Origin of the sequence: Aminobacter aganoensis, from assembly GCF_014206975.1 — a bacterium.
Classification (GTDB): Bacteria; Pseudomonadota; Alphaproteobacteria; order Rhizobiales; family Rhizobiaceae; genus Aminobacter; species Aminobacter aganoensis.
This window is the reverse complement of record NZ_JACHOU010000001.1, coordinates 23,149-47,179: the sequence shown is the minus strand read 5'-3', so window position 1 is coordinate 47,179 and position 24,031 is coordinate 23,149. Positions and strand designations below refer to the sequence as shown.

The 24,031-nt window shown below is 62.7% G+C and carries 21 protein-coding genes; 5 read left to right on the top strand and 16 right to left on the bottom strand.

Annotated elements, in window-relative coordinates:
• Positions 1-53: 53 nt before the first annotated feature.
• The 6 genes from GGR00_RS00200 to GGR00_RS00175 form a co-directional block, all read right to left on the bottom strand.
• Positions 54-701: a YiaD family glycine zipper/OmpA-like lipoprotein gene (locus GGR00_RS00200; RefSeq protein WP_055973856.1), complete on the bottom strand. Its 648-nt coding sequence runs from the start codon at positions 699-701 to the stop codon at positions 54-56.
• Between the two features lie 297 nt (positions 702-998).
• A complete protein-coding gene (locus GGR00_RS00195; RefSeq protein ID WP_156381181.1) occupies positions 999-1,337 on the bottom strand; it encodes a cupin domain-containing protein in 339 nt (112 codons plus the stop codon).
• 123 nt (positions 1,338-1,460) lie between these two features.
• Positions 1,461-2,592 (bottom strand): peptide chain release factor 2 gene (gene prfB, locus GGR00_RS00190; protein WP_156381182.1). Its coding sequence is split into 2 segments (ribosomal slippage): positions 1,461-2,525 and positions 2,527-2,592, totalling 1,131 coding nucleotides; the frame shifts between segments, so codons are not numbered across the junction.
• Positions 2,593-2,737: 145 nt separating this feature from the next.
• The gene (locus GGR00_RS00185; RefSeq protein WP_055973969.1) at positions 2,738-3,208 is read right to left on the bottom strand and encodes a VOC family protein; all 471 of its coding nucleotides are present in this window, start codon (positions 3,206-3,208) and stop codon (positions 2,738-2,740) included.
• A 264-nt stretch (positions 3,209-3,472) separates the two neighbouring features.
• Positions 3,473-5,926 carry a penicillin-binding protein 1A gene (locus tag GGR00_RS00180; protein ID WP_184697035.1) on the bottom strand — a complete coding sequence of 818 codons (2,454 nt, stop codon included), beginning with the start codon at positions 5,924-5,926 and terminating at the stop codon, positions 3,473-3,475.
• 207 nt (positions 5,927-6,133) lie between these two features.
• Positions 6,134-7,408 (bottom strand): N-acetylmuramoyl-L-alanine amidase, encoded by a 1,275-nt coding sequence (locus GGR00_RS00175; protein ID WP_082496502.1) that lies wholly within the window; start codon positions 7,406-7,408, stop codon positions 6,134-6,136.
• A 653-nt stretch (positions 7,409-8,061) separates the two neighbouring features.
• On the opposite strand from GGR00_RS00175, the gene GGR00_RS00170 reads away from it, so the two are divergent.
• Positions 8,062-11,037 carry a ribonuclease E/G gene (locus tag GGR00_RS00170; protein ID WP_184697033.1) on the top strand — a complete coding sequence of 992 codons (2,976 nt, stop codon included), beginning with the start codon at positions 8,062-8,064 and terminating at the stop codon, positions 11,035-11,037.
• A gap of 156 nt (positions 11,038-11,193) precedes the next feature.
• A complete protein-coding gene (locus tag GGR00_RS00165) occupies positions 11,194-11,634 on the top strand; it encodes a Ros/MucR family transcriptional regulator (protein ID WP_055973879.1) in 441 nt (146 codons plus the stop codon).
• 49 nt (positions 11,635-11,683) lie between these two features.
• Here GGR00_RS00165 and GGR00_RS00160 read toward each other — a convergent pair whose 3' ends face one another.
• Positions 11,684-11,974 carry a Dabb family protein gene (locus GGR00_RS00160; RefSeq protein WP_184697031.1) on the bottom strand — a complete coding sequence of 97 codons (291 nt, stop codon included), beginning with the start codon at positions 11,972-11,974 and terminating at the stop codon, positions 11,684-11,686.
• A gap of 133 nt (positions 11,975-12,107) precedes the next feature.
• On the bottom strand, positions 12,108-12,236 hold the full coding sequence (locus GGR00_RS28485; RefSeq protein ID WP_280137945.1) for a hypothetical protein: 129 nt from the start codon (positions 12,234-12,236) through the stop codon (positions 12,108-12,110).
• Between the two features lie 367 nt (positions 12,237-12,603).
• Between GGR00_RS28485 and GGR00_RS00155 the strand changes: the two genes are divergently transcribed.
• Positions 12,604-13,860 carry an SAM-dependent methyltransferase gene (locus GGR00_RS00155; protein ID WP_184697029.1) on the top strand — a complete coding sequence of 419 codons (1,257 nt, stop codon included), beginning with the start codon at positions 12,604-12,606 and terminating at the stop codon, positions 13,858-13,860.
• A 109-nt stretch (positions 13,861-13,969) separates the two neighbouring features.
• On the opposite strand, the gene GGR00_RS00150 is transcribed toward GGR00_RS00155, so the two are convergent.
• On the bottom strand, positions 13,970-15,946 hold the full coding sequence (locus GGR00_RS00150) for a bifunctional 2',3'-cyclic-nucleotide 2'-phosphodiesterase/3'-nucleotidase (protein ID WP_184697027.1): 1,977 nt from the start codon (positions 15,944-15,946) through the stop codon (positions 13,970-13,972).
• 169 nt (positions 15,947-16,115) lie between these two features.
• Entirely contained in the window at positions 16,116-16,589 is a 474-nt protein-coding gene (locus tag GGR00_RS00145; protein ID WP_055973894.1) for an Lrp/AsnC family transcriptional regulator, read from the bottom strand.
• Positions 16,590-16,743: 154 nt separating this feature from the next.
• On the opposite strand from GGR00_RS00145, the gene ald reads away from it, so the two are divergent.
• Together ald and GGR00_RS00135 are read left to right on the top strand one after the other, a co-directional pair.
• Complete coding sequence (ald, locus tag GGR00_RS00140; RefSeq protein WP_184697024.1) at positions 16,744-17,859, top strand: alanine dehydrogenase; 1,116 nt, start codon at positions 16,744-16,746, stop codon at positions 17,857-17,859.
• Between the two features lie 203 nt (positions 17,860-18,062).
• On the top strand, positions 18,063-19,334 hold the full coding sequence (locus GGR00_RS00135) for an outer membrane protein (RefSeq protein WP_343065497.1): 1,272 nt from the start codon (positions 18,063-18,065) through the stop codon (positions 19,332-19,334).
• A 69-nt stretch (positions 19,335-19,403) separates the two neighbouring features.
• On the opposite strand, the gene GGR00_RS00130 is transcribed toward GGR00_RS00135, so the two are convergent.
• The 6 genes from GGR00_RS00130 to GGR00_RS00105 all read right to left on the bottom strand — a co-directional run bounded on the left by GGR00_RS00130 (position 19,404) and on the right by GGR00_RS00105 (position 23,912).
• On the bottom strand, positions 19,404-19,895 hold the full coding sequence (locus tag GGR00_RS00130; protein WP_184697021.1) for a DUF1203 domain-containing protein: 492 nt from the start codon (positions 19,893-19,895) through the stop codon (positions 19,404-19,406).
• A gap of 146 nt (positions 19,896-20,041) precedes the next feature.
• Positions 20,042-20,599 (bottom strand): OmpA family protein, encoded by a 558-nt coding sequence (locus tag GGR00_RS00125; protein WP_055973974.1) that lies wholly within the window; start codon positions 20,597-20,599, stop codon positions 20,042-20,044.
• Between the two features lie 108 nt (positions 20,600-20,707).
• Positions 20,708-21,271: a GNAT family N-acetyltransferase gene (locus tag GGR00_RS00120; RefSeq protein ID WP_184698011.1), complete on the bottom strand. Its 564-nt coding sequence runs from the start codon at positions 21,269-21,271 to the stop codon at positions 20,708-20,710.
• A gap of 2 nt (positions 21,272-21,273) precedes the next feature.
• Positions 21,274-22,125, bottom strand: coding sequence for a 3-mercaptopyruvate sulfurtransferase (gene sseA, locus GGR00_RS00115; RefSeq protein ID WP_055973905.1), 852 nt, complete (start codon positions 22,123-22,125; stop codon positions 21,274-21,276).
• Positions 22,126-22,140: 15 nt separating this feature from the next.
• Positions 22,141-22,884: an alanyl-tRNA editing protein gene (locus tag GGR00_RS00110; protein ID WP_055973978.1), complete on the bottom strand. Its 744-nt coding sequence runs from the start codon at positions 22,882-22,884 to the stop codon at positions 22,141-22,143.
• Positions 22,884-23,912, bottom strand: coding sequence for a cysteine synthase A (locus tag GGR00_RS00105; RefSeq protein WP_184697019.1), 1,029 nt, complete (start codon positions 23,910-23,912; stop codon positions 22,884-22,886). The genes GGR00_RS00110 and GGR00_RS00105 overlap by 1 nt, the downstream gene beginning before the upstream one ends.
• Positions 23,913-24,031: the final 119 nt, after the last annotated feature.

Here is a 24,031-nt window from a genome sequence, read left to right as displayed (position 1 = left end):
AACGAAAACGGCCCCTTTCGGGGCCGTTTTTTTTGCTTCGCGGCAATCGCCACTCAGGTGAGCGGCGACAGCTGGATTTCGACGCGGCGGTTCTGCGCGCGGCCGTCGGATGTGGCGTTCGATGCAATCGGACGCGTCGCGCCGAAGCCGGTAACGGCAAAACGGCGCGAATCGACGCCCTGTGCGCCGAGGTAATTGGCAACGGACAGCGCCCGACGCTGCGACAGGTCGAAATTGTGCTGGTCGCCACCGGTCGAGTCGGTGTGGCCGAACACGTCGACGGTAGTCTGGTTGAACTTCTTGAGCACCAGGGCAACCGAGTTGAGCGTGCCGTAGAATCCCGCCTTCACGTCATCCTGATCCGTAGCGAAGGTGATGTTCGACGGCATGTTCAGGATGATCTGGTCGCCGGCGCGGGTAACGCTGACGCCGGTGCCCTGGAGTTGAGCGCGAAGCTCCGATTCCTGCCTGTCCATGTAACCACCGGCGAGGCCGCCGGCGAGTGCGCCGACACCGGCGCCAATCAGCGCATTGCGACGATCATTGCCACCAGCCAGCATGCCGAGGCCGGCGCCGGCCAGCGCGCCAAGACCCGCGCCCGCAGCCGCGTTCGACACCTTCTGGTCACCCGTATAGGGGTCGGTCGTGCAGGCGCCGACAAACATGCTGCCAGCCAGCACGAAAATCACTGTCTTCTTCATAAGGATGTCCCTCTCCGTACCGCGAAGCTCAACAGTGCTTCGCGCAAAGCCCTTCATCGGCCTTGTAGCATGAAATACGGCGAAAAACGGAACAGCGGCAAACAACCGAGGCGCAAAGTCGCAGACTATCGCCAGGTCACCACAGGTTCTTGCCCTCGATGACCACGACATCGACCTTATCGGAATCGAAACAGTCGAACAGGCGCAAGCTTACGCTGACCTGAGTATCGAAATCAGGCTCGCCGCAACCGCATCAGGCGCAGAAATCATGTTTCACGATCGTTGTCGGCGGCCCACTCAGTAGGACCTAGGCGGGACGAACAGGCATATGGTCCGGCTGTCATCGGCACCTGCGACCGAGCACCAATGGTATTGGCCATCCGGCGAATCGTGGATGCGCGCGTCCTGGTAGGTGACGACCTCGCCGGTGCCTTCGATGACATAGCCTTGCGGACGCTCGCTGATGGCCTTCTTGGGCACCTCGCGGCAGTCGTAACCGGAGCAGCAGGCGAAAGGATAGGTCCAGCCTTTGGGTGCGTCATGCGATGAGACTGGAGGAGTGCTGAGCGAGATCAGCGCTAGCGCCAAGACAGCAGGCACATATCGGCGCGGACGGGGCTTTCCTGGGCACAACATGGCGTCTTCCCCTGAGATACCCCCCAGCGAAAGCCTGCGCCCGCATGCTTAACGAAATGTTAGCCGGAATGTTCCGGGCATCGGCGCCCGGCCACACTGCGCGGCCGGGCGTGATCTGACCGATCAGTCGAGGTCGGCGACGGGCTGTCCTGCACCGCCTTCAATGCGCTGCGACAGCGAGGCTTCCATGAAGTCGTCGAGATCGCCATCCAGAACGTCCGAAGGGCTGGTGCTTTCGACGCCGGTGCGCAGATCCTTCACCAGCTGGTACGGCTGGAGAACATAGGAACGGATCTGGTGACCCCAGCCGATGTCGGTCTTGGCGGATTCTGTCGCGTTGGCGACGGCTTCGCGCTTCTTCAGCTCTTCCTCGTAGAGACGCGAGCGCAGCATTTCCCAGGCCTTGGCCTTGTTCTTGTGCTGCGAGCGCTCGGCCTGGCAGGCAACCGCGATGCCAGTGGCGATGTGCGTGATGCGCACCGCGGAGTCGGTGGTGTTGACGTGCTGGCCGCCGGCTCCCGAGGACCGGTAGGTGTCGATGCGGACGTCGGATTCAGAAACATCGATCTCGATCGAATCATCGACAACCGGGTAGACCCAGACGCTGGAGAACGAAGTATGGCGCCGCGCATTGCTGTCGTAGGGCGAGATGCGGACCAGGCGATGGACACCCGATTCCGTCTTCAGCCAACCATAGGCATTGTGGCCCTTGATGAGCAGCGTGGCCGACTTGATGCCGGCTTCTTCGCCGTCATGGACTTCCAGAACCTCGACCTTGAAGCGGCGGCGCTCAGCCCAGCGCGTGTACATGCGCAGCAGCATGTTCGCCCAGTCCTGGCTTTCGGTGCCGCCGGCGCCGGCATGGATTTCGAGATAGGTGTCGTTCTGGTCGGCTTCGCCCGACAGCAGCGACTCGATCTGACGGGCCCGGATTTCGCCCGAAAGCGAACGGATAGCGGTTTCGGCCTCGCTGATGATGTCAGCGTCGCCTTCTTCCTCGCCCATCTCGATCAGGCCGATATTGTCGTCGAGCGCCTGGCTCAGGCCCTTGATGGACCTGATGCTGTCGTCGAGCGACTGGCGCTCGCGCATCAGCTTCTGCGCTTCCTGGGGGTCGTTCCAGAGAGCGGCGTCCTCCGCCCTCATGTTCAGGTAATCAAGCCGCTTTACCGCCTGATCCCAGTCAAAGATGCCTCCTCAGCAGGCTTATGGCCTGCCTGATTTCGTCGACGATGTTCTGCGTTTCCGCGCGCATGGCAGTGTGCTTCTTCTTGTTGCTGGCGGCCTGAAAAGACCCTTGAATCGGCGCGGAACATAGGGTCGGGGCTGCCACCTGTAAAGGGAAATGGGCGGCCGCCGCTGCTTCCGCCCATCACAATCGGGACTGCAGGCGCCCACGCCTATCCCGCGTGGGCCTTTTCAAGCTTGTCGACCTCGATCCTGGTCATCTGCAACATTGCCTGCATCACCCTGCCCGCCCTGGCGGGATCGGGATCTCCAAGCAGGCGCGGCAAGGCTTCTGGCACTACCTGCCATGACAAGCCGAACTTGTCCTTGAGCCAGCCACACTGGCCAGGCTGGCCTCCTTCCGACAAGCCATACCAGAAATGGTCCACTTCGGCCTGGTCCTTGCAATCGACAACCATCGATAGCGCCTCGGTGAACTTGAACATGGGGCCGCCGTTGAGGGCGGTGAAGCGCATCCCTTCAAGCTCGAACTCCGCAACCATGACACTGCCGGCCGGCCCGGGCCCGGCTTCGCCATAGCGAGCCACCTTGCCTATGCTGGAGTTCCTGAAAACCGACGTGTAGAAATTGATCGCCTCTTCTGCCTGGTTGTCGAACCAAAGGAACGGCGTGATCTTCTGCATCATTCTCTCCCTTTTCAGAATCCGGACTTTCCTGAACCCGGATCGCCTTGACGTTTCCGTTTCAAGGACGTTCGAACGGGCAAGCTTCCTACATGCGGGGGAGACCATGCCTCGCCTGTCAATTATATAACTTTAAGGATATATATCTAATAGGGTATCGGCAAGTAACGCTGTCCTGCGCGCAAACGAAAAATGCGCGCGGCCAAAGCCGCGCGCATCCTGAAAGCTTGCCTGGGGGCCGGCTTTCGCCGGTTGCCGTGCGGGCTAGTAGAGGCCGCCACCGCCCTCGCTGATGGCCTTGCTGGCCTGTGGCGACAGCGCTTCGCCATAGCCGTTGCTGCCATCCTCGCCCATGCCGATGACCCAGTAGCTGTCGGCCGGCCCGGTGCCGGGCTTGAAGGCTTCCATGATGGTGCCGGGCGCGCCCTGGGCTGCCTGCATGCCGGTCTTGCGATCGATGGAAATCAGGGTCATGCCCTCGGGAACCACGAAATCGACCTTCGGCGTGCCCTCGAGCGCCACCTTCATGAACTCCTTGAAGATAGGAGCCGCAAGGCCGCCGCCGGTGGTGCCCTTGCCGAGCGTCTGCGGCTTGTCGAAGCCGAGATAGAGCCCGACAACGAGGTTCGGCGTATAGCCGACGAACCAAGCGTCCTTCTCGTCATTGGTCGTACCGGTCTTGCCGGCCATCGGGCGGCCCAGCTCCAGCAGGGTCGTCGCGGTACCGCGCAAGACGACGCCTTCCATCATCGAGGTGATCTGGTAGGCGGTCATCGGGTCGAGAACCTGCTCGGAATTGTCGACCAGTTCCGGTTCGGGCTGGTTGGCCCAATCGGGGGCGACGCAACCCTCGCAGCCGCGCTCATCGTGCTTGAACACGGTCTTGCCGTAGCGATCCTGGATGCGGTCGATCAGCGACGGCTTGATCTGCCGGCCGCCATTGGCCATCACGGCGTAGGCAGAGACCATGCGCATGACGGTAGTTTCGCCGGAACCCAGCGACATTGCCAGCACCGGCAGCATCTTGTCATAGACGCCAAAGCGCTCGGCATATTCGGCGACCGTCTTCATGCCCATGTCGTTGGCCAGGCGCACGGTCATCAGGTTGCGCGAGCGCTCGATGCCGGCGCGAAGCGTCGACGGACCCGCCGCCTTGCCGTCATAATTCTTCGGCGTCCAGCTCGTGCTACCGGTCTGGATGGTGATCGGGCCATCCATGATCACCGATGCCGGGGTGTAGCCATTGTCCAGTGCTGCCGCATAGACGAACGGCTTGAACGCAGAACCGGGCTGGCGCATCGCCTGGGTCGCCCGGTTGAACTCGGACTGCGCGAAGGAGAAGCCACCGACCATGGCCAGCACGCGGCCGGTATGCGGGTCCATGGCGACAAGGCCGCCCGAAACGTCGGGCACCTGACGCAGCGCATAGCTGTCGCTGCCTTCGTTCTTTTCGACATAGACGACATCGCCGGCCTTGAGCACGTCGGCGGGAGAATTCGCCTTCACGCGCTTGCCGTCGACGACATGGCGCATGGCGAAGCTCATGTCCTCCGCCGTCACGGTGCTGCGCTCGCGGTCCTTGGAGAGTGCGCCGGAAATCTCGCGCTTGGGCTGCAGACCGATGTCGAGCCCTGCCTTCGAGCTATCAAGCACGACCGCAAGGCGCCATTCGGGGACGTCGTCGAGACCCTTGACCTCGCCCAGCGCCGTGCCCCAGTCGCTGGCAACGTCGATGCTCTTGACCGGGCCACGGTAGCCGCGCAGGCGATCGTACTTTTCCAGGCCCGACTGCATGGCCTTGCGTGCCATCGCCTGAAGCTTCGGATCAAGCGTGGTGCGCACCGACAGGCCGCCCTCATAGAGCGCATCCTGGCCATAGCGGGAGATCAGCTCACGGCGTACTTCCTCGGTGAAGTACTCGCCGGCGAAGACATAGGTACCAACGCGGCGCGGCGTGACGCCGAGCGACGAAGCCTTGGCCTTTTCGCCCTCTTCGCGCGACACGTAACCATTGACGACCATCTGGTCGATGACCCAGTTGCGGCGCTCGATCGCGCGGTCGGTGTACCTGAAGGGATGATAGTTTGACGGGCCCTTGGGCAGGGAGGCGAGATAGGCCGCTTCGGCGACCGTCAGCTCGTTGACCGACTTGTCGTAATAAGTCAGCGCGGCGCCGGCGATGCCGTAGGCCCCGAGACCGAAGAAGATCTCGTTGAGATAGAGCTCGAGAATGCGATCCTTCGAGTAGGCCTGCTCGATGCGGAAGGCCAGGATCATTTCCTTGATCTTGCGCTCGTAGGTCTGGTCGGAACTCAACAGGAAGTTCTTGGCGACCTGCTGGGTAATCGTCGAGGCGCCGACCTGGCGGCGGCCGGAGCCCAAATTCTGGAAATTGGTCAGCACCGCGCGGCCAAGGCCGGTCACGTCGATGCCGGGGTGGTTGTAGAAATTCTTGTCTTCGGCCGACAGGAACGCCGCCTTGACGCGATCGGGTACGGCCTGAATGGGCAGATATAGCCGGCGCTCGCGCGCGAATTCGCCCATCAGCGCGCCATCGGAGGCGTGGATGCGCGTCGTCACCGGCGGCTCATACTTGGCGAGCACCTCGTAGTCCGGCAGCTCCTTGTTGACCTGGCCGAGATAGATCGCCACGCCCGCCGCAACGACAAGCGCAAGCGTCGTGCCGATGCCGAAGAAATAGCCGATAAGACGAATCATGCCCGCTCCAGTACAAGGTTCGGGGATTCCCTAAACCAACCCGCCATCACCGCAAGCCGCAGGTACTGTCCCGATCCGTAATCGGCCACCCATGTCGTGCGGTTGTGGGCAAAATACGGCAATAGCCGGCAAGCGCCAAAGATTTTGGCCGGAAGGACCACAAATTGCCCGGGCAGTTGCTCGTCCGCAACGCCGGATTGTGAGGCATCAGCCGCCAGTGCCGCCGGCCCGCTCGGCAACGAAGGCAGCGACAGCCTTTGAAATGCTGGTTGCGGCCTTCTCGCGCCAGTCCGCACTGCGAAGCTGCTCCTCGTCCTCGGGATTCGAGAGATAGCCGAGCTCGACCAGCACCGACGGCACGTCGGGCGCCTTGAGTACCCGGAAGCCAGCCGAACGATGCGGGTTGTTGATCATGCCGACCGTCGGCGACAACTCGCCGACCAGCGAGCGGGCGAAACGCGTCGAAAAGCCATGCGTCTCGCGCCGGATGAGATCGACGAGAATGTCAGAGACCTCGTGATTTTCTTCCGCGACATCGACGCCGGCGAGTTGATCGGAGAGATTTTCGCGGTCGGCGAGCGCCTGGGCGTCGGCGTCGGACGCCTTGTCGGAGACGGTATAGACCGTCGCGCCGCGAATGCCTTTCAGGCGGATGGTGTCGGCGTGGATCGAAATGAACAGGTCCGCCTCGGCCTGGCGAGCGATGCGAACGCGATCATCGAGCCGCAGGAAATCGTCGTCCTCCCGCGTCAGCACGACCTTGTAGCTGCCGTTGGCGGCCAGCTTGGCTTTCAACTCCTTGGCGAAGGCGAGCGTGACCGATTTCTCGACCGTACCGTTCAGGCCTTCGGCACCGCCGTCGATGCCGCCATGCCCGGGGTCGAGGACGATCGTGAACGGCCGGTCGCCGCGATGGGCGATCTTGCCGATGCGGTCGCTCTTGGGCGTGGACACCGTCGAGCCCGTCGTCTCGGCCTGGATGGCAAGTGCCGCGTCGAACTCCCGCTCGGAGGCTGCGGCGACATCGGCGACCATGCGGTAGCCCGAGCCATCTTCATTCTTGAGGATATCGACCTTTTCGACGTTGAACGGCCCCTTCGACGTCACGATGAGACGCGAAGCGCCCTCGCCCGATGTGCCATAGCGTACGCCCTTGATCAGGCCACGTGGCTTGAGGTCCTTGGCGTCCAAGGTGAGCGCCGTGTCGGGAAGATCGACAACCAGACGGTGCGGCCCGCGCAGCAGGAACCATTTCGGCTCCGGCTCGCGGTCGAAATTCATGACGATGCGCATATGGGTAGCATCGCCTGCCATCTTGTAGTCGAGCGTCTTTATCGCATCGCCGGCAAAAGCCGGGTGGGATTGAAGGCCAAGGACAGCCGAAAGCAGCGCCAGCAGCAAAAGCAGCGGACGCCACATTGCGCCCCAGGGCTGACTGCCCCCGATCGGGAAGCTCTTGCCAGTCACTGCCGCAGGCCCCATCTCTCGTCTTGCCGCTCCAAAAGCAGGCGCGCACAGGCTGCACGCCGAGGTCAGTCGCAGGACAAAATACGCTGCCCCTTCGATTAACGACTGGTAACCAGAGAAGGTTAACCGAGTCTTTGCGGAAATGCTCCCCTGCCGGCTGTCGCACCTGCCTTTGCCGGCGTCGGAAATCAGGGTTGCGCTCAACCTCGCCAAATCATAAAAGCGACATTGGATCACTGCAATCCTGGGCCCGCGCCCTCAGCGCCTTCCGCTAGGGAACCACGCGACGAGCGATGGCTCAACTCGAAAAAGAGAAACGATTTCAGTGATCGCGACGAGATTCGCAGGCGCGGCCCGTGGCGGGGTAGCGACTGCGTGAGAAAAACGGCCGGACACTCATTCCGCGCCGGCTCTGTAAGAGCAAAGTAGCTGGTCCGGATTCCCGGGCTTAGGTTTGAAACAAGGTTCGCAAGGTCACGCATTGGCCACAGACGCAATCATGGACAGGTCCGCAGGTAACCGCGCCATCACGGCTGCGGGCGGTTCCGCCATGACGTTTGGGCTGCGACCGGCGGGCGCAAAATTATCCGGCACCCCCTCATCAGCAAACTCACGGCGGCGGACGAGTTCCCGCAAGCCGCGGCTGACGGCTGCCGGGAGGACAAATAATGCCCAACAAGATGCTGATAGACGCCTCCCACCCGGAGGAAACACGGGTTGTCGTAGTTCGCGGTAACCGCATTGAAGAGTTTGATTTCGAATCACAGGACAAAAAGCAGCTCAAAGGAAACATCTACCTCGCCCGCGTAACGCGGGTTGAACCGTCCCTTCAGGCTGCCTTCGTCGAATATGGCGGGAACCGTCACGGCTTCCTCGCCTTCAGTGAAATCCATCCCGACTATTATCAGATCCCGGTTGCCGACCGTCAGGCGCTGCTGCGTGCCGAGGCCGAAGAAGCCGAGGACGAGGAAGACGACGACGACAACGGCGAGGACCGCCAAGACCGCAACCGCGGACGCCGGCGCCGCCGTGGTGGCAAGAACCGTGGCCGCAACGGCGACGAGCAGAAGCCCGATGGGGCTAGCGACGACGAGGGCTCCCATTCGGAGGACGATGGCGAGCCGATGGCTGCGGCGTCCGACGATGAAGGCGATTCGACCGCTGCAGGCGAATCGGAGACGAACGGTGACGCGCCCGAAACGGCAGCCGACGACGAGACCACCTCGGACGAGCGCGAGCCGACATCGATCGCCGCATCGGTCGACGCCGACGTCGTCTCCGAGTTGCCCGAGCCGACCGTCACCGAAAACGAAAACGGCGGCGTGATCGAGGAAGTGCACTCGGCCCACCACGACGATCACGAGATCGAGTCGGTCGGCGCGGAAGATGCGCTCGAAGAGGTGCGCAACCGCCGCAAGCCGGTTCGCCGCCACTACAAGATCCAGGAAGTCATCAAGCGCCGCCAGATCCTGCTGGTGCAGGTGGTCAAGGAAGAGCGCGGCAACAAGGGCGCTGCGCTGACGACGTATCTGTCGCTCGCCGGCCGCTATTCCGTGCTGATGCCGAACACCGCCCGCGGCGGCGGCATCTCGCGCAAGATCACCAACGCCCAGGACCGCAAGCGCCTGAAGGAGGTCGTTGCCGATCTCGAAGTACCGAAGGGAATGGGCGTCATCCTGCGCACCGCAGGCGAGAGCCGCACCAAGGCCGAGATCAAGCGCGACTACGAATATCTGATGCGGCTGTGGGAAAACGTCCGCAGCCTGACGTTGCAGTCGACGGCCCCCGCACTGGTCTATGAGGAAGGCAGCCTGATCAAGCGATCGGTGCGCGACCTCTACAACAAGGACATCGACGAGGTTCTCGTTGCCGGCGAAGACGGCTACCGAGAGGCCAAGGACTTCATGCGCATGCTGATGCCTAGCCATGCCAAGGTGGTCCAGCCCTACCGCGACATCACGCCGATCTTCGTGCGCAGCGGCATCGAATCGCAGCTCGAGCGGATGGTCCAGCCGCAGGTGACGCTGAAGTCTGGCGGTTATATCATCATCAACCAGACCGAGGCGCTGGTTGCCATCGACGTCAATTCCGGGCGCTCCACCAAGGAGCACTCGATCGAGGAGACGGCGCTTCACACCAACCTTGAAGCCGCCGAGGAAGTGGCGCGCCAGCTCAGGCTGCGCGACCTTGCCGGCCTGATCGTCATCGACTTCATCGACATGGAGGAGAACCGCAACAACCGTGCGGTCGAGAAGAAGCTCAAGGATTGCCTCAAGAACGACCGCGCCCGCATCCAGGTCGGCCGGATCTCGCATTTCGGCCTGATGGAGATGTCGCGCCAGCGCATCCGCGCCAGCGTGCTGGAATCGACGATGAAGCCGTGCCCGCATTGCGGCGGCACCGGCCATGTGCGTTCCGACTCCTCGGTGGCTCTCCAGGTCGTCCGCGCCATAGAAGAATTCCTGCTCAAGGATTCGCGCAGCCACATCACCGTCAAGACACCGGCAGCGACCGCGCTGTACGTGCTCAACCACAAGCGCTCGACGCTGGTGGACCTCGAAGCCCGCTTCGGCGTGACGATCACGCTCGAGGCCGACGACAACGTCGGTTCGCAGAACCATGCCATCTTCCGCGGCGCCATTGCCGAGAAACCGGCAAGCTTCAGCCTGCCTGTGATCGCGCCGGCCTATGAAGAGCCGGAAGAGGTCGAAGACGAGATCGTCGTCGAGGAGGAAGAAGAGGCAACCGTGTCCGCCGAGGCGCAGCCTGCCCGTGCGCCGCAGCCATCTGGCGAAGGCGAGCAGCACGACCGCAAGCGGCGCAAGCGCCGGCGCCGTCGCGGCGGCCGTGACCGCGAGCATGGCGCATCGCAGGATGCAGCCGCCGTCGCCTCGGAAGCCGTCGGCTCCGAGGACGAGGAAACCGACTCGGATGCCGAGATCGAGACCACTGCGGACGTCGCCGCTCCTGAAGCAGCCAACGCCGACGCTGCGAACGACGAGGCGGCAGCCAAGAAGCGCCGGCGCGGCAAGCGTGGCGGCAAGCGCAACCGCAAGGAAGACGACGAGCTTTCGGCGGCGGAAGGCGACGAGCAGACCGCATCCGAAGATGCCGTCGCAGAACCAGGCGTGAGCGACGCTGAGGCCGTCGAAGCAGCAGCAGTGGAAGCCGTGGCTGCGGAACCGGAAGCAGTCGTCGAAGCCAAGCCGAAAAGGGCGCCACGCCGTTCGGCCAAGGCCAAGAAGGCTGACGCCGAGGCGGCAGAAGCGCCGGCTGCTGAAGCTGTCGCCGAAGCGGTCGTTGCTGAAGAGGTTATCGTCGATGCGGCAGTTTCCGAACCCGCAGCCAAGCCGGCGAAGAAGCCAGCGAAGCCCCGTGCGCCGCGCCGCAAGGCAGCCGCCGCTCCGGCCGAGCAAGAAGTGGTAGCCTCCCCAGCCGAGCAGGAAGTGGCTGCTGCGCTGGCTGAACCGGAGGCGGTTGCCGCTCCGGCCGCGCAAGAAGCGGTTGCCAAGGCACCCGCAGCGCGTGCGGCGAAGGCGCCTGCGGCCCCCGTGGTTACTTCGGCAGTTGACGCCGACGACGAGGCTTCGAACGAAGCCAAGCCGAAAAAAGGCGGCTGGTGGCAGCGCAAGGGTTTCTTTTGATCGGCTAATATAAAGACCCCGGCCAGCACATTGCTGGTCGGGTTCACTATTTATTTAGATTATTTTGCTTGCCGTCCGGCACTGTTTGCACCGATATACACCCCGGCATTCGAATAGACTCATACTTTGCTTTAATACTGCCCGGAGAGACGGCCGATGACGAGTGACAGCAAGATCGACATTTTAGGACTGACTGCGCATATCGTCAGCGCTTATGTAGAGAACAACAAGGTGCCTGCCACCGGCTTGCCGGAACTGATCGCCAGCGTCAACGCCTCGATCCTGGCACTCAACCAGCCAGTCGAAGCACCGGTCGAGGTGCAGCAGCCTGCCGTGAACCCCAAGCGTTCGATCCTCCCCGACTACATCATCTGCCTGGAGGACGGGAAGAAGTTCAAGTCGCTGAAGCGCCACCTGGCGGTCCATTTCGGACTGACGCCGGAGGAATATCGCGCCAAGTGGGGCTTGCCTGCCGACTATCCCATGGTTGCGCCGAACTACGCCGCCGCCCGTTCGGCGCTGGCAAAGACGCTTGGTCTTGGCCGCAAGGCAGCCGCGGTTCCGGCCAAGACACGCGCCCGCGCCAAGAAGGCTTGATTTTCCGAAATCTGAGACGCGCGCTCCGGGTTGCACCGGAGCGCGACGATTACGCGGCTGCTACCACATCCGCGGAATAGCGCAGTTCGCGCATCGGGCGCACGCGTTGCGTGGTCCTGTCGTAGAGCGGATGCGCCTTGTAGGCTGCAAGGGCGGCCTGGTCGACGAACTCTGCGTAGACGACGATGTCGATCTCGTCCGATAGCGGATCGACCTTCGTATTGACCGTCACTTCAAAAACGGTGGAATGCGGAATTCCGCCAAGCGCCGACAATTCCTCACGGATCATCTCGACGTCCTGTTTCTGCCGCGCACTGAAGAACACGATGTGCCGGATCAAGCGACAATTCCTTCTGCTGCTTTGCTGGCGCCTTTTGGGTCGGCTTTCGACCGGCGTCAATCGGGCAAAGTGCTGCGGACAGCAAAACAACGCAGACGGAGCAGAGCCGCATGGCCCCTTGGTGCGTCGAAACCTAGCCGGTGACCATCCGCACCACGCGGTGGACCTCGGTGACCGTCCTGCCGATCGCGTCGCCCTGATTGTAGAGAACATCCCAGACCAGGAACAAGGTGCCGCACATTATCACGATCACATAGCGCATCGTGTGCCCTCCCCGAGGCTCAGCGAGCCCAGGATCGATGATAGTTCGCCATCGATCTCCCGTGAAGCATTAGGCCACACTAATGCGCATGTTTCTGACGCCAGCCTGCCTCGTCGACCGCATCTTCCCCCTGGCACATCAGCGCTTGCCAGATGTCACTTGAAGTTCGCGATTTTGGCGGTGAAGATCACTTCGGGAATTCACCGTGGCGCGCGAAGTTCTTGGCGGAAGCAAGTCAAGTCTACCGCATGCCGTCCGGAGGGTGCGACCGGCAACGCGCCATCCGTCCGGCAATCGAGCCCGATGGACATGCCTGGAACACGAGCCCGGGGAAGCCGGCACGGGCACCAGAGCTTGGGACGTCGAGATGGCCCAGAGGATATCGGACGAATCAATCGCGCATGGAGTAACGCGGCTCCACGAAGGCAATATCAGGGATGTCGCCCGCGGCCTGCCAGCGCGAGTGCGCATGGCACTGTCAGCCGCATTGCATTTGCCGCGCGGCACACTCACCGTGAGGATGCCCGACGGCCGTAGCGTACTGGTTGGCGGCAAGGCGCCAGGGCCCGAAGCCGAGATCGTGCTGCACAACTGGAACCTGCCGGCACGGGCGTTCAGCGGGGGCACGATCGGCGTCGCCGAATCCTACATGGACGGCGATTGGGACAGCCCTGATGTCACCAGCTTCCTCGAACTGTTCGTGATCAACACGGAAGCCGGCGAAGGTGTTGCCGGCGGCACCAACTGGCTGCTCACGACTGTCCAGCGCATTCGCCACTGGCTCAACGACAACACCCGTACCGGCTCGAAGCGCAACATTTCCGCCCACTACGACCTTGGCAACGCCTTCTACAGCCAGTGGCTCGACCCCAGCATGACCTACTCCTCCGGGCTCTATGCGACCGGCGCCAACGACCTGGCGGGAGCGCAGACCGAGAAATACCGGGCGCTGGCGCGCGACACCGGCATCGGCCCCAACGACCACGTGCTCGAGATCGGTTGCGGCTGGGGCGGATTCGCCGAGTTCGCGGCGCGCGAGATCGGCTGCAAGGTGACCGGCCTGACGATCAGCCGCGAGCAGTTCGACTTCGCCCAGAAACGCATCCACAACGCCGGGCTTTCCGACCAGGTCGAGCTCAAGTTGCAGGATTATCGGGACGAGACCGGCCGCTACGACCGCATCGCCTCGATCGAGATGTTCGAGGCGGTCGGCGAAAAATACTGGCCTGCCTTCTTCGCCAAGATGAAGCAGTGCCTGCCCTCGGGCGGCACGGCGGGGCTGCAGATCATCACCATCAACGAGGCCGCCTATCCGCTCTACCGCAAGCGGCCGGATTTCATCCAGCGCTACGTCTTTCCCGGCGGCATGCTGCCGACGCCGACGCTGCTGAAATCCCTGGGTGCCGATCACGGGCTAGACTACCTGCGCGAGCGGGTCTTTCCACAGGACTATGCGCGGACCCTTGCCGAATGGCGCAGCCGCTTCTGGTCGTCCTGGGAGCGCATCGTGCCGCTCGGGTTCGACGATCGCTTCAAGAAGCTATGGGAATTTTACCTGCATTATTGCGAAGCAGGCTTCCGCGCCGAATACATCGACGTCAGGCAGGTGGTCTACAAGGCGTGATTGCTTTGCAGATCGCGGCAGCAATACAGGTTCGCACGCTCAGACATGCCGACGTCGAACCTAAGCGGACAGCCGGATCGCTCCGGCCGCCCTTCCGATCCGCCAGATGTCAAAGCGTGATGCGGTACTTGGCAAAGCCTTCCGCGCCCTCGCCCGCCGGCTCGATCTTGACGGCCCTGACCTCGGTGAGGTGATCCTTGGCCTTCGGCCCGGTCTCGAAAATCACAGACGCCCCCTGGACAGGCGCGAACGACCAGTTGGAATCGGCCGACGGGTTGATCGTGCCCTGGTCGACGATGTAGCGGACGATGACGTCGCGGTTGGTATCTGGCGCCTCGAACACCAGCTTCGAGGCATTGATCTCGGGGAAGTTGCCGCCACCGCCGGCCCGATAGTTGTTCGACGCGACGACGAATCTTGCTGCCCGATCGATCGGCTTGCCCTCGAACATCAAGTCGACGATGCGGTTCGAAGCAGCATTCAGCACAGCGCCCTTGGGATCGTATTTCGGCGGCTGCGCCAGGTCGATCCTGTAGGTCACGCCATCGATGACATCGAAATTGTAGGAAGGAAAGTCGGGATTGATCAAAGCCTGGTCGGCCTTGCCTGGCGTGACCTGGTTGAAGATGCCGGCCGACATCTCCAGCCATTCCTTGACCTGCGCCCCGGTGATCGCCACCGCCTGCACGGTGTTGGGGTAGAGATAGAGGTCGGCGACGTTCTTGATCGCCACGTCGCCCACCGGCACGTCGGTGTAGTAGTCCGGCCCGCCTCGCCCGCCCGACTTGAAGGGTGCTGCCGCCGACAGCACAGGCAGATCCCTGTGCTCGGTCTGCTTCAGCATGTCCTTGATGTACCAGATCTGCGCCTGGCTCACGATCTGTACCGAGGGATCGTCGGCGACGAGGGCGAAATAGGAATAGAGCGGTGCCGACGTCTTGCCGACGGGCGTGCGCACGTAAGCGAGCGTCGCTTCATGCTCTTCCTTGGCCGCGGCCTCCACTTCCGCCTTGCTCTCGACGGTCGGCACCATCTTCTTGTCGACGCGCTTGGCGATGGGGCGCGCCTCGCTGGTGGAACTCACGACCTTCCAGACGTTGCCGTCGCGCTCGAGCAGCAGGTCGATCAGGCCGAGATGCGAGCCCCAGAAGCCGCCCATGACACCGGGCTTGCCGTTGATCGTTCCCTTGGCATTGTCGAGACCCTCGACGCCGTCGAACTTCGGCCCGGGAAAATCGAGATGGCTGTGGCCGGTAACGATGGCGTCGATGCCATCGACGCCGGCGAGCAGGATCGAGGCGTTTTCGAGGTTTTCCGCAGCTTGCGGCGTGCCCATGCCGGAGTGCGACAGTGCGACGATGATCTCGGCCCCCTCCTCCTTCATCTGCGGCACCCAGGCCTCGGCCGCCTTGAAGATGTCGCGGGTCATCGCCTTGCCGTTGAGATGCCGGGAATCCCAGGTCATCACCTGTGGTGGCACGAAGCCGATCAGGCCGATGCGGATCGGATGTTCGGTGCCGGCACCGTCCTTCACCTTCTTGTCGAGGATCACGTAAGGCTTGAGGAAAAGCTCGTCCTTGGCGGCATCGCCGGCGAGCTGGCCCTTTGTCAGGTTGGCGCAGACGACGGGGAAATTCGCCCCCGCCAGAACCTTGAACATGTAGTCGAGGCCGTAGTTGAACTCGTGGTTGCCCAGCGTCGAGCAATCGTAGCCCAGCGTATTCATCGCCTTGATGATGGGATGGACGTCGCCATCCTTCATGCCGCGCTGATAGGCCATGTAGTCGCCCATCGGATTGCCCTGCAGGAAATCGCCATTGTCGACCAGGATCGAGTTGCTGGCCTCGGCGCGGATGGCGTCGATAATGGACGCGGTGCGGGCGACACCCATCGTGTCGTTCGGCTTGTCGGCGTAATAATCGTAGGGAAACACGTGCACGTGCAGATCTGTGGTTTCCATGATGCGCAAGTGCGCCTGGTTGGCCTCAGCGCGCGCCGAGAACGGATGCAGCATCACAAGCGCGCTTGCAGCGGCCGAACTCGCCAAAAAGGAACGGCGAGATATGGGGTGAAGCATGTTGGACATTTTCATTCTCCAGGAAATGAACTGACAGTATTTAGCCGGCGTCCGAAAGATCAAATCTTGCGCCAAAATTCGCCTGAGTCCAGCCGAGTCGCGTGACAGTGCCGCGACAGGCCGTGATCAATGGGTTGGACCAGCCCCTGCCGACGGTGCAGCCTGCCTCTCCACCCGGTCAGGCCAGGTCGGGCCTGATGCCCATGACGGTGCGGTCGACGATCTCGCGCAGGGCGAAGGACGAGTTGATCTTGGTGACATGCGGCATCGCCGACAGCCACTCCTTGTGGATGCGCTCGTAGTCCGGCAGGTCGCGGGCGGCGATGCGCAGGATGTAGTCATACTCACCCGACATCAAGTGACAGGACAGGATGTTGGGACAGCGCTTCACCGCCACCTCGAAATCCGACAGCGTCTTTTCGAACTGCCCGGACAGAGAAATGTGCACGATCACGGTCATCTGGTGGCCGAGGGCGGCGTTGGAAAGACGCGCGTGATAGCCGGCGATGACGCCCGATTTCTCAAGGTTGTCGAGGCGGCGGGAACAGGCGGATTGCGACAGGCCGACCTTCTCGGCCAGCGCCGCGTTGGGCAGGCGCCCATCCTTCTGCAAAGCATCCAGAATGGCGATATCGATCCTGTCCAGCGGCATTCTTCGAATTTCCTTCGATCACGATGCCTATTTGTGCAAGAATAATCGATCTCAACCTTTACGCGCAACCTATTTCGCAAACATATGCGGAACGATTCGTGATTGACTTCGTCAATAAGAAGCAATGGCCGAAACGGCTGCGGAGGAGCACAAAATGCGCGTAGGTTGCCCCAAGGAAATCAAGAACCACGAGTACCGCGTCGGGCTGACCCCCGGTTCGGTTCGTGAATACGTCGCCCATGGCCACGAAGTGCTGGTCGAGACCGGCGCGGGCGCAGGCATCGGCGCCGACGACAACGCCTACCGCGCGGCGGGCGCCCACATCGCCAAGACCGCCGAGGAGGTGTTCACGCGCTCCGACATGATCGTCAAGGTCAAGGAGCCGCAGCCGCATGAATGGGTGCAACTGCGCGACAGCCAGATCCTCTACACCTATCTCCACCTCGCGCCGGATCCGGACCAGACCAAGGGCCTGATGGCCTCCGGTGTCACGGCGGTTGCCTATGAAACCGTCACCGACGAGCGCGGCGGCCTGCCGCTGCTGGCGCCGATGTCGGAAGTGGCCGGGCGGCTGGCGATCCAGGCGGGAGCGACGGCACTGCAGAAGGCTCATGGCGGCCGCGGCGTCCTGCTCGGCGGCGTTCCGGGCGTGCTGCCGGGCAAGGTCGCCGTCATCGGCGGAGGCGTCGTTGGCCTGCACGCCGCACGCATGGCCGCAGGCCTCGGCGCCGACGTTTCCATCATCGACCGGTCGATCCCGCGCCTGCGCCAGCTCGACGACATTTTTGGCGGGCGCGTCCATACGCGCTATTCGACAGTCGAGGCGCTCGAGGAAGAGTGTTTTTCGGCCGACCTCATCATCGGTGCCGTGCTCATTCCCGGTGCCGCCGCGCCGAAGCTGGTCAGCCGCGAAATGCTGTCGGGGATGAAGAAGGGCGCTGTCCTCGTCGACGTCGCCATCGATCAGGGCGGCTGCTTCGAGACCTCGCACGCGACCACCCATGCCGACCCGACCTACGAAGTCGACGGCATCATCCATTACTGCGTCGCCAACATGCCGGGCGCGGTGCCGGTGACCTCGGCCCACGCGCTCAACAACGCCACGCTGCATTATGGACTTGCGCTCGCCAACCGCGGGCTCAAGGCACTGGCCGACGAGCCGCATCTGCGCAACGGGCTGAACATCCATCGCGGACGGATCACCAACCGCGCCGTGGCGGAAGCGCTCGGCTACGAGGTGACGGAAGCAAAATCCGCGCTGGCTGCATGATTCGCCAGGAATAGCCCGTCGAGCCCGCTGCAGAGATGCAGCGGGCTCGATCAGCTTCTTGAACTCGATTGCTTTTACTCGACTGTGACTATTCAGCGCGAATTCTCGGATCCACCCTACGCTAAACTCTTAGTGTGACAATTTAGCTGCAGCGCAGACTGCCCTGACATGCCACATACCCGGTTATTGGTAGTGGGGTAGTAATGATGCATTTTGGAAAAACGTTCGCAGCACTCCTGCTGGGCGCCGCCTCGGCGGCCGCAATCAGCTCGGCATCGTCTGCTGCGGATGCAGTGTCGGCGGAAGCTTCGACGGCGGGTTTCAACTGGAGCGGTATCTATGTCGGCTTCGGCGGTGGTGTCGGGGCAGTTAAGCACGCGTTCGAGATTTCGAGCCCACCGATGCGATCGACCGACCTTGGCGCCGGCGGTATCTTCGGCGAAGTCACAGTCGGCTACGACTACATGCTTTCGGATCGCGTGCTGATAGGTGCCTTTGCTGATGCACGTTTCGGCAACATCGGCCTCTCGATGGAGGTTGGCGGACCTGAAGGTAAGATTACCAACAACTATGGCTTCGACGTCGCCGCACGGCTTGGCTATCTGCTGACTCCGACCACGCTGGGATATGCGCTTGGCGGCTACAGCTGGCAGCATACTGACGTGGACTTCCCTGGCCCTGCAGGCTTCGACCTAGACAGCGACCGCGACGGATATGTTCTCGGCCTGGGTGTCGAAACGGTGATCGCCACCAACTGGACACTGAAGAGCGAGTACCGCTACGCCAACTATGGCACCGAGCCGTTCATCGGGGTTGGAGGCCCTGACACCGAAACGTCCACCCATACCTTCCACATCGGCGCCAACTATCGCCTCGGCGCCCAAAATGGTGGCGCGACCTTCTCGGCACCTGCCTACAGCTGGACCGGCTTCTACGTAGGCGGCGCGCTCGGGGCTGGTGCCATCACCGACGAGATCAACGTTGGCGGCGGTCAGCTCAACGGCATTGGCGGCGACGGGATCTTCGGCGAACTCAGCGTCGGCTACGACCACGAACTCAACGACACCTGGGTCGCAGGTATCCAGATCGGCGGCCGCTATTCCGGCATGACCACAGTTTTGGGAGAAGATCCGTCCGGCAGCTATAAAGGCAAGGCAGACTACGGTTTCGACGTGCTTGCACGCGTCGGTGCCAAGCTGAATGAAACGACCCTCGCCTACGTGTTGGGTGGCTACAGCTGGCAGCATGTCAAGGAAGAGATGACCGGCAGCGGCCTGAGTGACAGCTTCGATTGGAGCGTCGACGGCTTCTCGGTCGGTGGCGGCCTGGAAACCGCGGTGTCCAGCAACATTGCGGTGAATCTGGAGTATCGCTACTCCAGATTTGAAGGCCAAGACTACGGCACGGGTGGCGCCTACGAGACGGTTCCAGCCTTCCACACCGTCCGCGTCGGCGCGAAGTACAAGTTCAACTAAGCGCATACCTGATCAAGATCCGAAGCCCGTCGCAGCAATGCGGCGGGCTTTTTCGTTTTCAGCCGCACGTCATGGCTCGATCGGAGCTGCTGCGTCTCCTTCGATCCGGCACTGGTAGCAATTGTTCTTCGCCGAACGCATGTGGACATAGGCGACGTCGGGCCGCGCCAGCAATTCTGCGGCTCTCCCGACGATACCGGGCGTGGGCGTCACCGCGCCCGTGCCGTAGACGATGCGGTCGTCGGCGCCATAACCGCGCAGGATATAGTCACGCGTCCTGGTGAAAAGCTCCGGCAGTTGGTCCGTCTCTTCCGCACGCGGACATTCCGCGGCATGCAGGAAGATCGGGCCGGTTTCGGCATAGGGCTGCAATTCGGGGAACGGCCGATAGGCAAAGACGAGGTAGGCCTCGCCCTCGCCCACATTGCCGAGGCAATGGCGGCACGGCACACCGACACCGTCCGAAATCCTGTGCTCGGGTTGCATGCCGTAGGCATCGGGCGCACCGCGCTGAAGCGCGCGCACGGCATCGGTGGGAAGAGCCTGGAAGCGGATGGTCATGGCAGCGAACCTCGTTGAACATTGCCGTAACCTATGATGCCGAAACGGCCTCGCCCACCCGATTTGCGCTGCCAGTGTGGCGCCTGTCCAAGAACGAAAAAGCCCGGCTCTTGCAAACCGGGCTCATCGAAATATCCAGGCAGGTGCTAGCGGATGAAGGCGTCGTAGCGGCGCAGCGTGACGCGGCGGTTGCGCCAGTTCTCGTTCTGGGTCGGCACCAGAAGGAACTCCTCGCCATAGCCCACCGTCTCCAGCGCATAGCGCGGAATGCCGAACTCGCGCACCAGCGTCTGCTTGAGCGATGCGGCGCGGCGCTCGGACAGCGTCTGGTTGGAGGCGAACGAACCCACGGCATCGGTGTGTCCCTCGATCAGCACGCGGGCGCCGGGGTCGCGGCGCAGGATGCGCTCAAGAGCATTGGCGATGTTCTCCACCTTACCGTATTGCGAGTACGGGACCTCGGCCGAACCGAAGGCGAAGTTGATCGACTGGATGTCGATCGACGGGGCCATGCGGCGCAGGTCCGGCCGGCGCTTGAATTCGCGCACCGTCACGCGCTGGTTGGGCCTGAGCTTCGTCGTCGGCGCCGCCTGAAGCTGGCGCTCGATCTGCGACGCCGAAGGCGTCGTCGCCTGCGCGGCAGCGAGTGAAGGCGCGGCAAGCACGGCGATCAGCGCGGCAGCAAGCGTACGGCGGTTCAACATCTTCATTCTCCTTGCACGTCGACCATGTGGTCCATCCGATGAGCCGGAAAATGCCAGAGCCAAGCTGAAGAAGAGATGAATGAACGGTTCAGCCGGGGTTGGGCGCGATCAGGGCCGCATGACACTGGCCGAACGTTCGGCAAAGGTCATTGTCCGGACCATCTCCGGCTTCTGCGCGACCGGCGAAAAACCCATCTTCTGGTAAAGCGGAAGGGCTGCCGGATGATCAAGCGTGCAGGTCTGCACCGTTACCTTGTTCGGGCGATACGACCATGCGGCGGCGATCGCGGCACCAAGGAACCAACGGCCGATGCCCTGCCCCATGGCATGGTTCATCAAGCCGAAATAGGCGAGTTCGACCTCGTCGGGCAAATGCGGCTTGAGATCGAGGAAGCCGGCCGGCGCGCCATCGAGATAGAGAACGCGGATGTCGCGGTCCTCGCGATGCAGCCCGGCGGCAAGCTCTTCGTCATCGAGCCGAAGGATGTTGACCCAATGCCATTTGCGGCCGACGCGATCGGCGAGATAGCGGTAGTAGTGCAACGGTATGTTGCGGGTCCTGAGCAGAGCGATCTGGCGATTGACCGGCAGCGGCGGCGTGTAGGCCGGCGGCACGTGCATCTCCAGGAATGTCACCGTAACCTCGATGTTCTCGCTCCGGTCCGCAGCCATGTTCATGCTTTTCCCGTGACCACGGGCGTGTCGGACATGCCACCCCACTCGGTCCACGAGCCGTCATAAAGCCTGACGTCGCCATGGCCGAGCGACTGCAGCGCAAGTGCGATGACGGCTGCCGTGACACCGGAACCGCAGGACGTGACCACCGGCTTGGACAGGTCGATGCCTGCCGCTTCGAGCGTCGCCTTCAGGCGGTCGAGCGGCAGCAATTCGCCATTTTCCGAAAGCATCCCGGAAGGCACGCTGCGGGCGCCCGGCATATGGCCCGAGCGCAGGCCGGCCCGCGGCTCGGGGTCGGTGCCCTCGAAACGCCCCGCGGACCGCGCGTCGGCGATCTGGGCGCTGCCTGTGTCGACGACCTTGCGCATTTCGGCGAGCGAAACGACCTTTGACGGGTCGTAGTCGACATGGAAGACCCCCGGGGCGGTCTTGGTCGGCTCGGCGGTCACCGGCCGGCCTGCAGCCTTCCAGCGCTCGAAGCCGCCGTCCAGGATGTAGACCTGGAACACGCCCATGATGCGGAACATCCACCAGACGCGCGGCGCGGCCATGAAACCGGGGCCGTCGTAAACGACGATGGTGTCGTCGGCCGAAATGCCCATCGAACCGGCGAAGCGCGCGAAAAGCGATGGCGACGGCAGCGTATGCGGCAAGGTCGAATCCGGATCCACCACGAGATCCTGGTCGAAGAACACCGCTCCCGGGATGTGGGCGGCATCATATTCGGCCCGCGCATCGCGCTTCTGCGCCGGCATGTACCAGGAGGCGTCGACGATCGACAGCCCGGGCGTGCCCAGCCGCTTTTCCAGCCAATCCGCATCGATGACGAAAGCGCTTTTGTCGCTCATGGCAGCCTCTCCGGTTCAGTTGGAAGGCATCGCGCCGAAGCGGATGCGAAAGCGGCGGTTCTCGCGCCCCTTCTTCTCGATCTTGCCGATATGGATCTCGCCGATCTCGGCCGTGCCGGCGACATGGGTTCCGCCGCACGGCTGGCTGTCGATCGAGGCGTTGTCGCCGATGCAGACCAGCCTGATCTTGCCGGTGCCGGAAGGTGGCCGCACGTTCTTCGACTTCACCAGCGTCGGATTTGCCGCAAGTTCGTCGTCTGAGATCCAGCGGGTGTAGATCGGATGGTTGGCGCGCACGAGTTCCATCATCTGGGCCGTGACGTCTTCCTTGGTGAAGCCGGCATCGGGGATGTCGAAATCGACGCGCGAATCGTCCTCGCTGACCGAGGCCCCGGTTATCGGATAGGGGCAGACCACGGTCAGCAGATGGCAGGCCGCGTGCATGCGCATCAACAGATGCCGGCGTGGCCAGTCGATCGAAAGCTTCAGCCGCTCGCCGATCTCGGGCACGGCCTGCTCCAGCCCCGGAACGTGGATGATCTCGTCCTTGCTTTCCCCGGTGATCGTGGCAGCAACCGAAATGCTGCTGCCATCACCGCGCGTCAGGAAGCCGGTATCGCCGGGCTGGCCGCCCGAGGTCGCATAGAAGATGGTCCGGTCGAGGATGATGCCGCCACGCTCGTTTAGGCCGACCACCGTCGCCTCGGCCTCGCGCAGATAGGAATCGTCGCGAAAGACCGCCTGGGTCGAAAATGCCATCATGCCACCTCGAACGGAACCGCGATGTTGGGCTCTCGCTCCATCCAGTCGGGCACGGGCAGGTTCTTGCTCCGCAGGAAATCGGGATTGAACAGCTTGGACTGATAGCGCGTGCCGAAATCCGCAAGCACCGTCACGATGGTGTGGCCCGGTCCGAGCTCCCGCGCCAGCCGTATCGCACCGGCGATATTGATGCCGGTCGAACCGCCGACGCAGATGCCCTCTTCCTGGATGAGGTTGAAAACGATGGGCAGCGCCTCTTCGTCGGGGATCTGGAAGGAGAAGTCCGGGGAGAAGCCGTCGAGATTGGCGGTGATGCGCCCCTGGCCGATGCCTTCGGTGATCGAACTGCCATCCGCCTTGAGTTCGCCGGAGGTGTAATAGCTGTACAGGGCCGCACCCAGCGGATCGGCGAGCGCGATCCTGACCGCGTCGCGCTTGGCCTTGAGGCCGAGTGCCACGCCGGCCAGCGTACCTCCGGTGCCGACCGCCGAAACGAACCCGTCGACCTTGCCGCCGGTCTGCTGCCAGATCTCTTCGGCGGTCGTGCGGATATGGCCTTCACGGTTGGCGACATTGTCGAACTGGTTGGCCCAGATGGCCCCATTGGGTTCGGACTTGGCCAATTGTTCGGCAAGGCGACCGGAAACCTTCACATAGTTGTTGGGGTTCTTGTAGGGGACGGCGGGAACCTCGATCAGTTCGGCGCCAAGCAGGCGAAGCGCGTCCTTCTTTTCCTGGCTCTGGGTGTCGGGAATGACGATCACCGTGCGGTAGCCGAGTGCCTTGGCGACGACGGTGAGGCCGATGCCGGTGTTGCCGGCTGTGCCTTCGACGATCACCCCGCCGGGCCTGAGCATGCCGCGCTGCTCGGCGTCACGGATGATGAACAGGCCGGCGCGATCCTTGACCGACTGGCCGGGGTTCATGAACTCGGCCTTGCCGAGGATTTCGCAACCAGTTTCTTCCGAGGCCCGCTTGAGCCGGATCAGAGGCGTGTTGCCAATGGCATCGATCACCGAGCGCATGAAGATTCCTTCCTAATTCGCCGACGAACCCTAGAAATGTGAAGCCGCGCTTTCAAGGGATGAATTTCTCTGGCCCATCGCATCTTGACGTCAGCGGGACGCAAGCCCTGCAATATGAC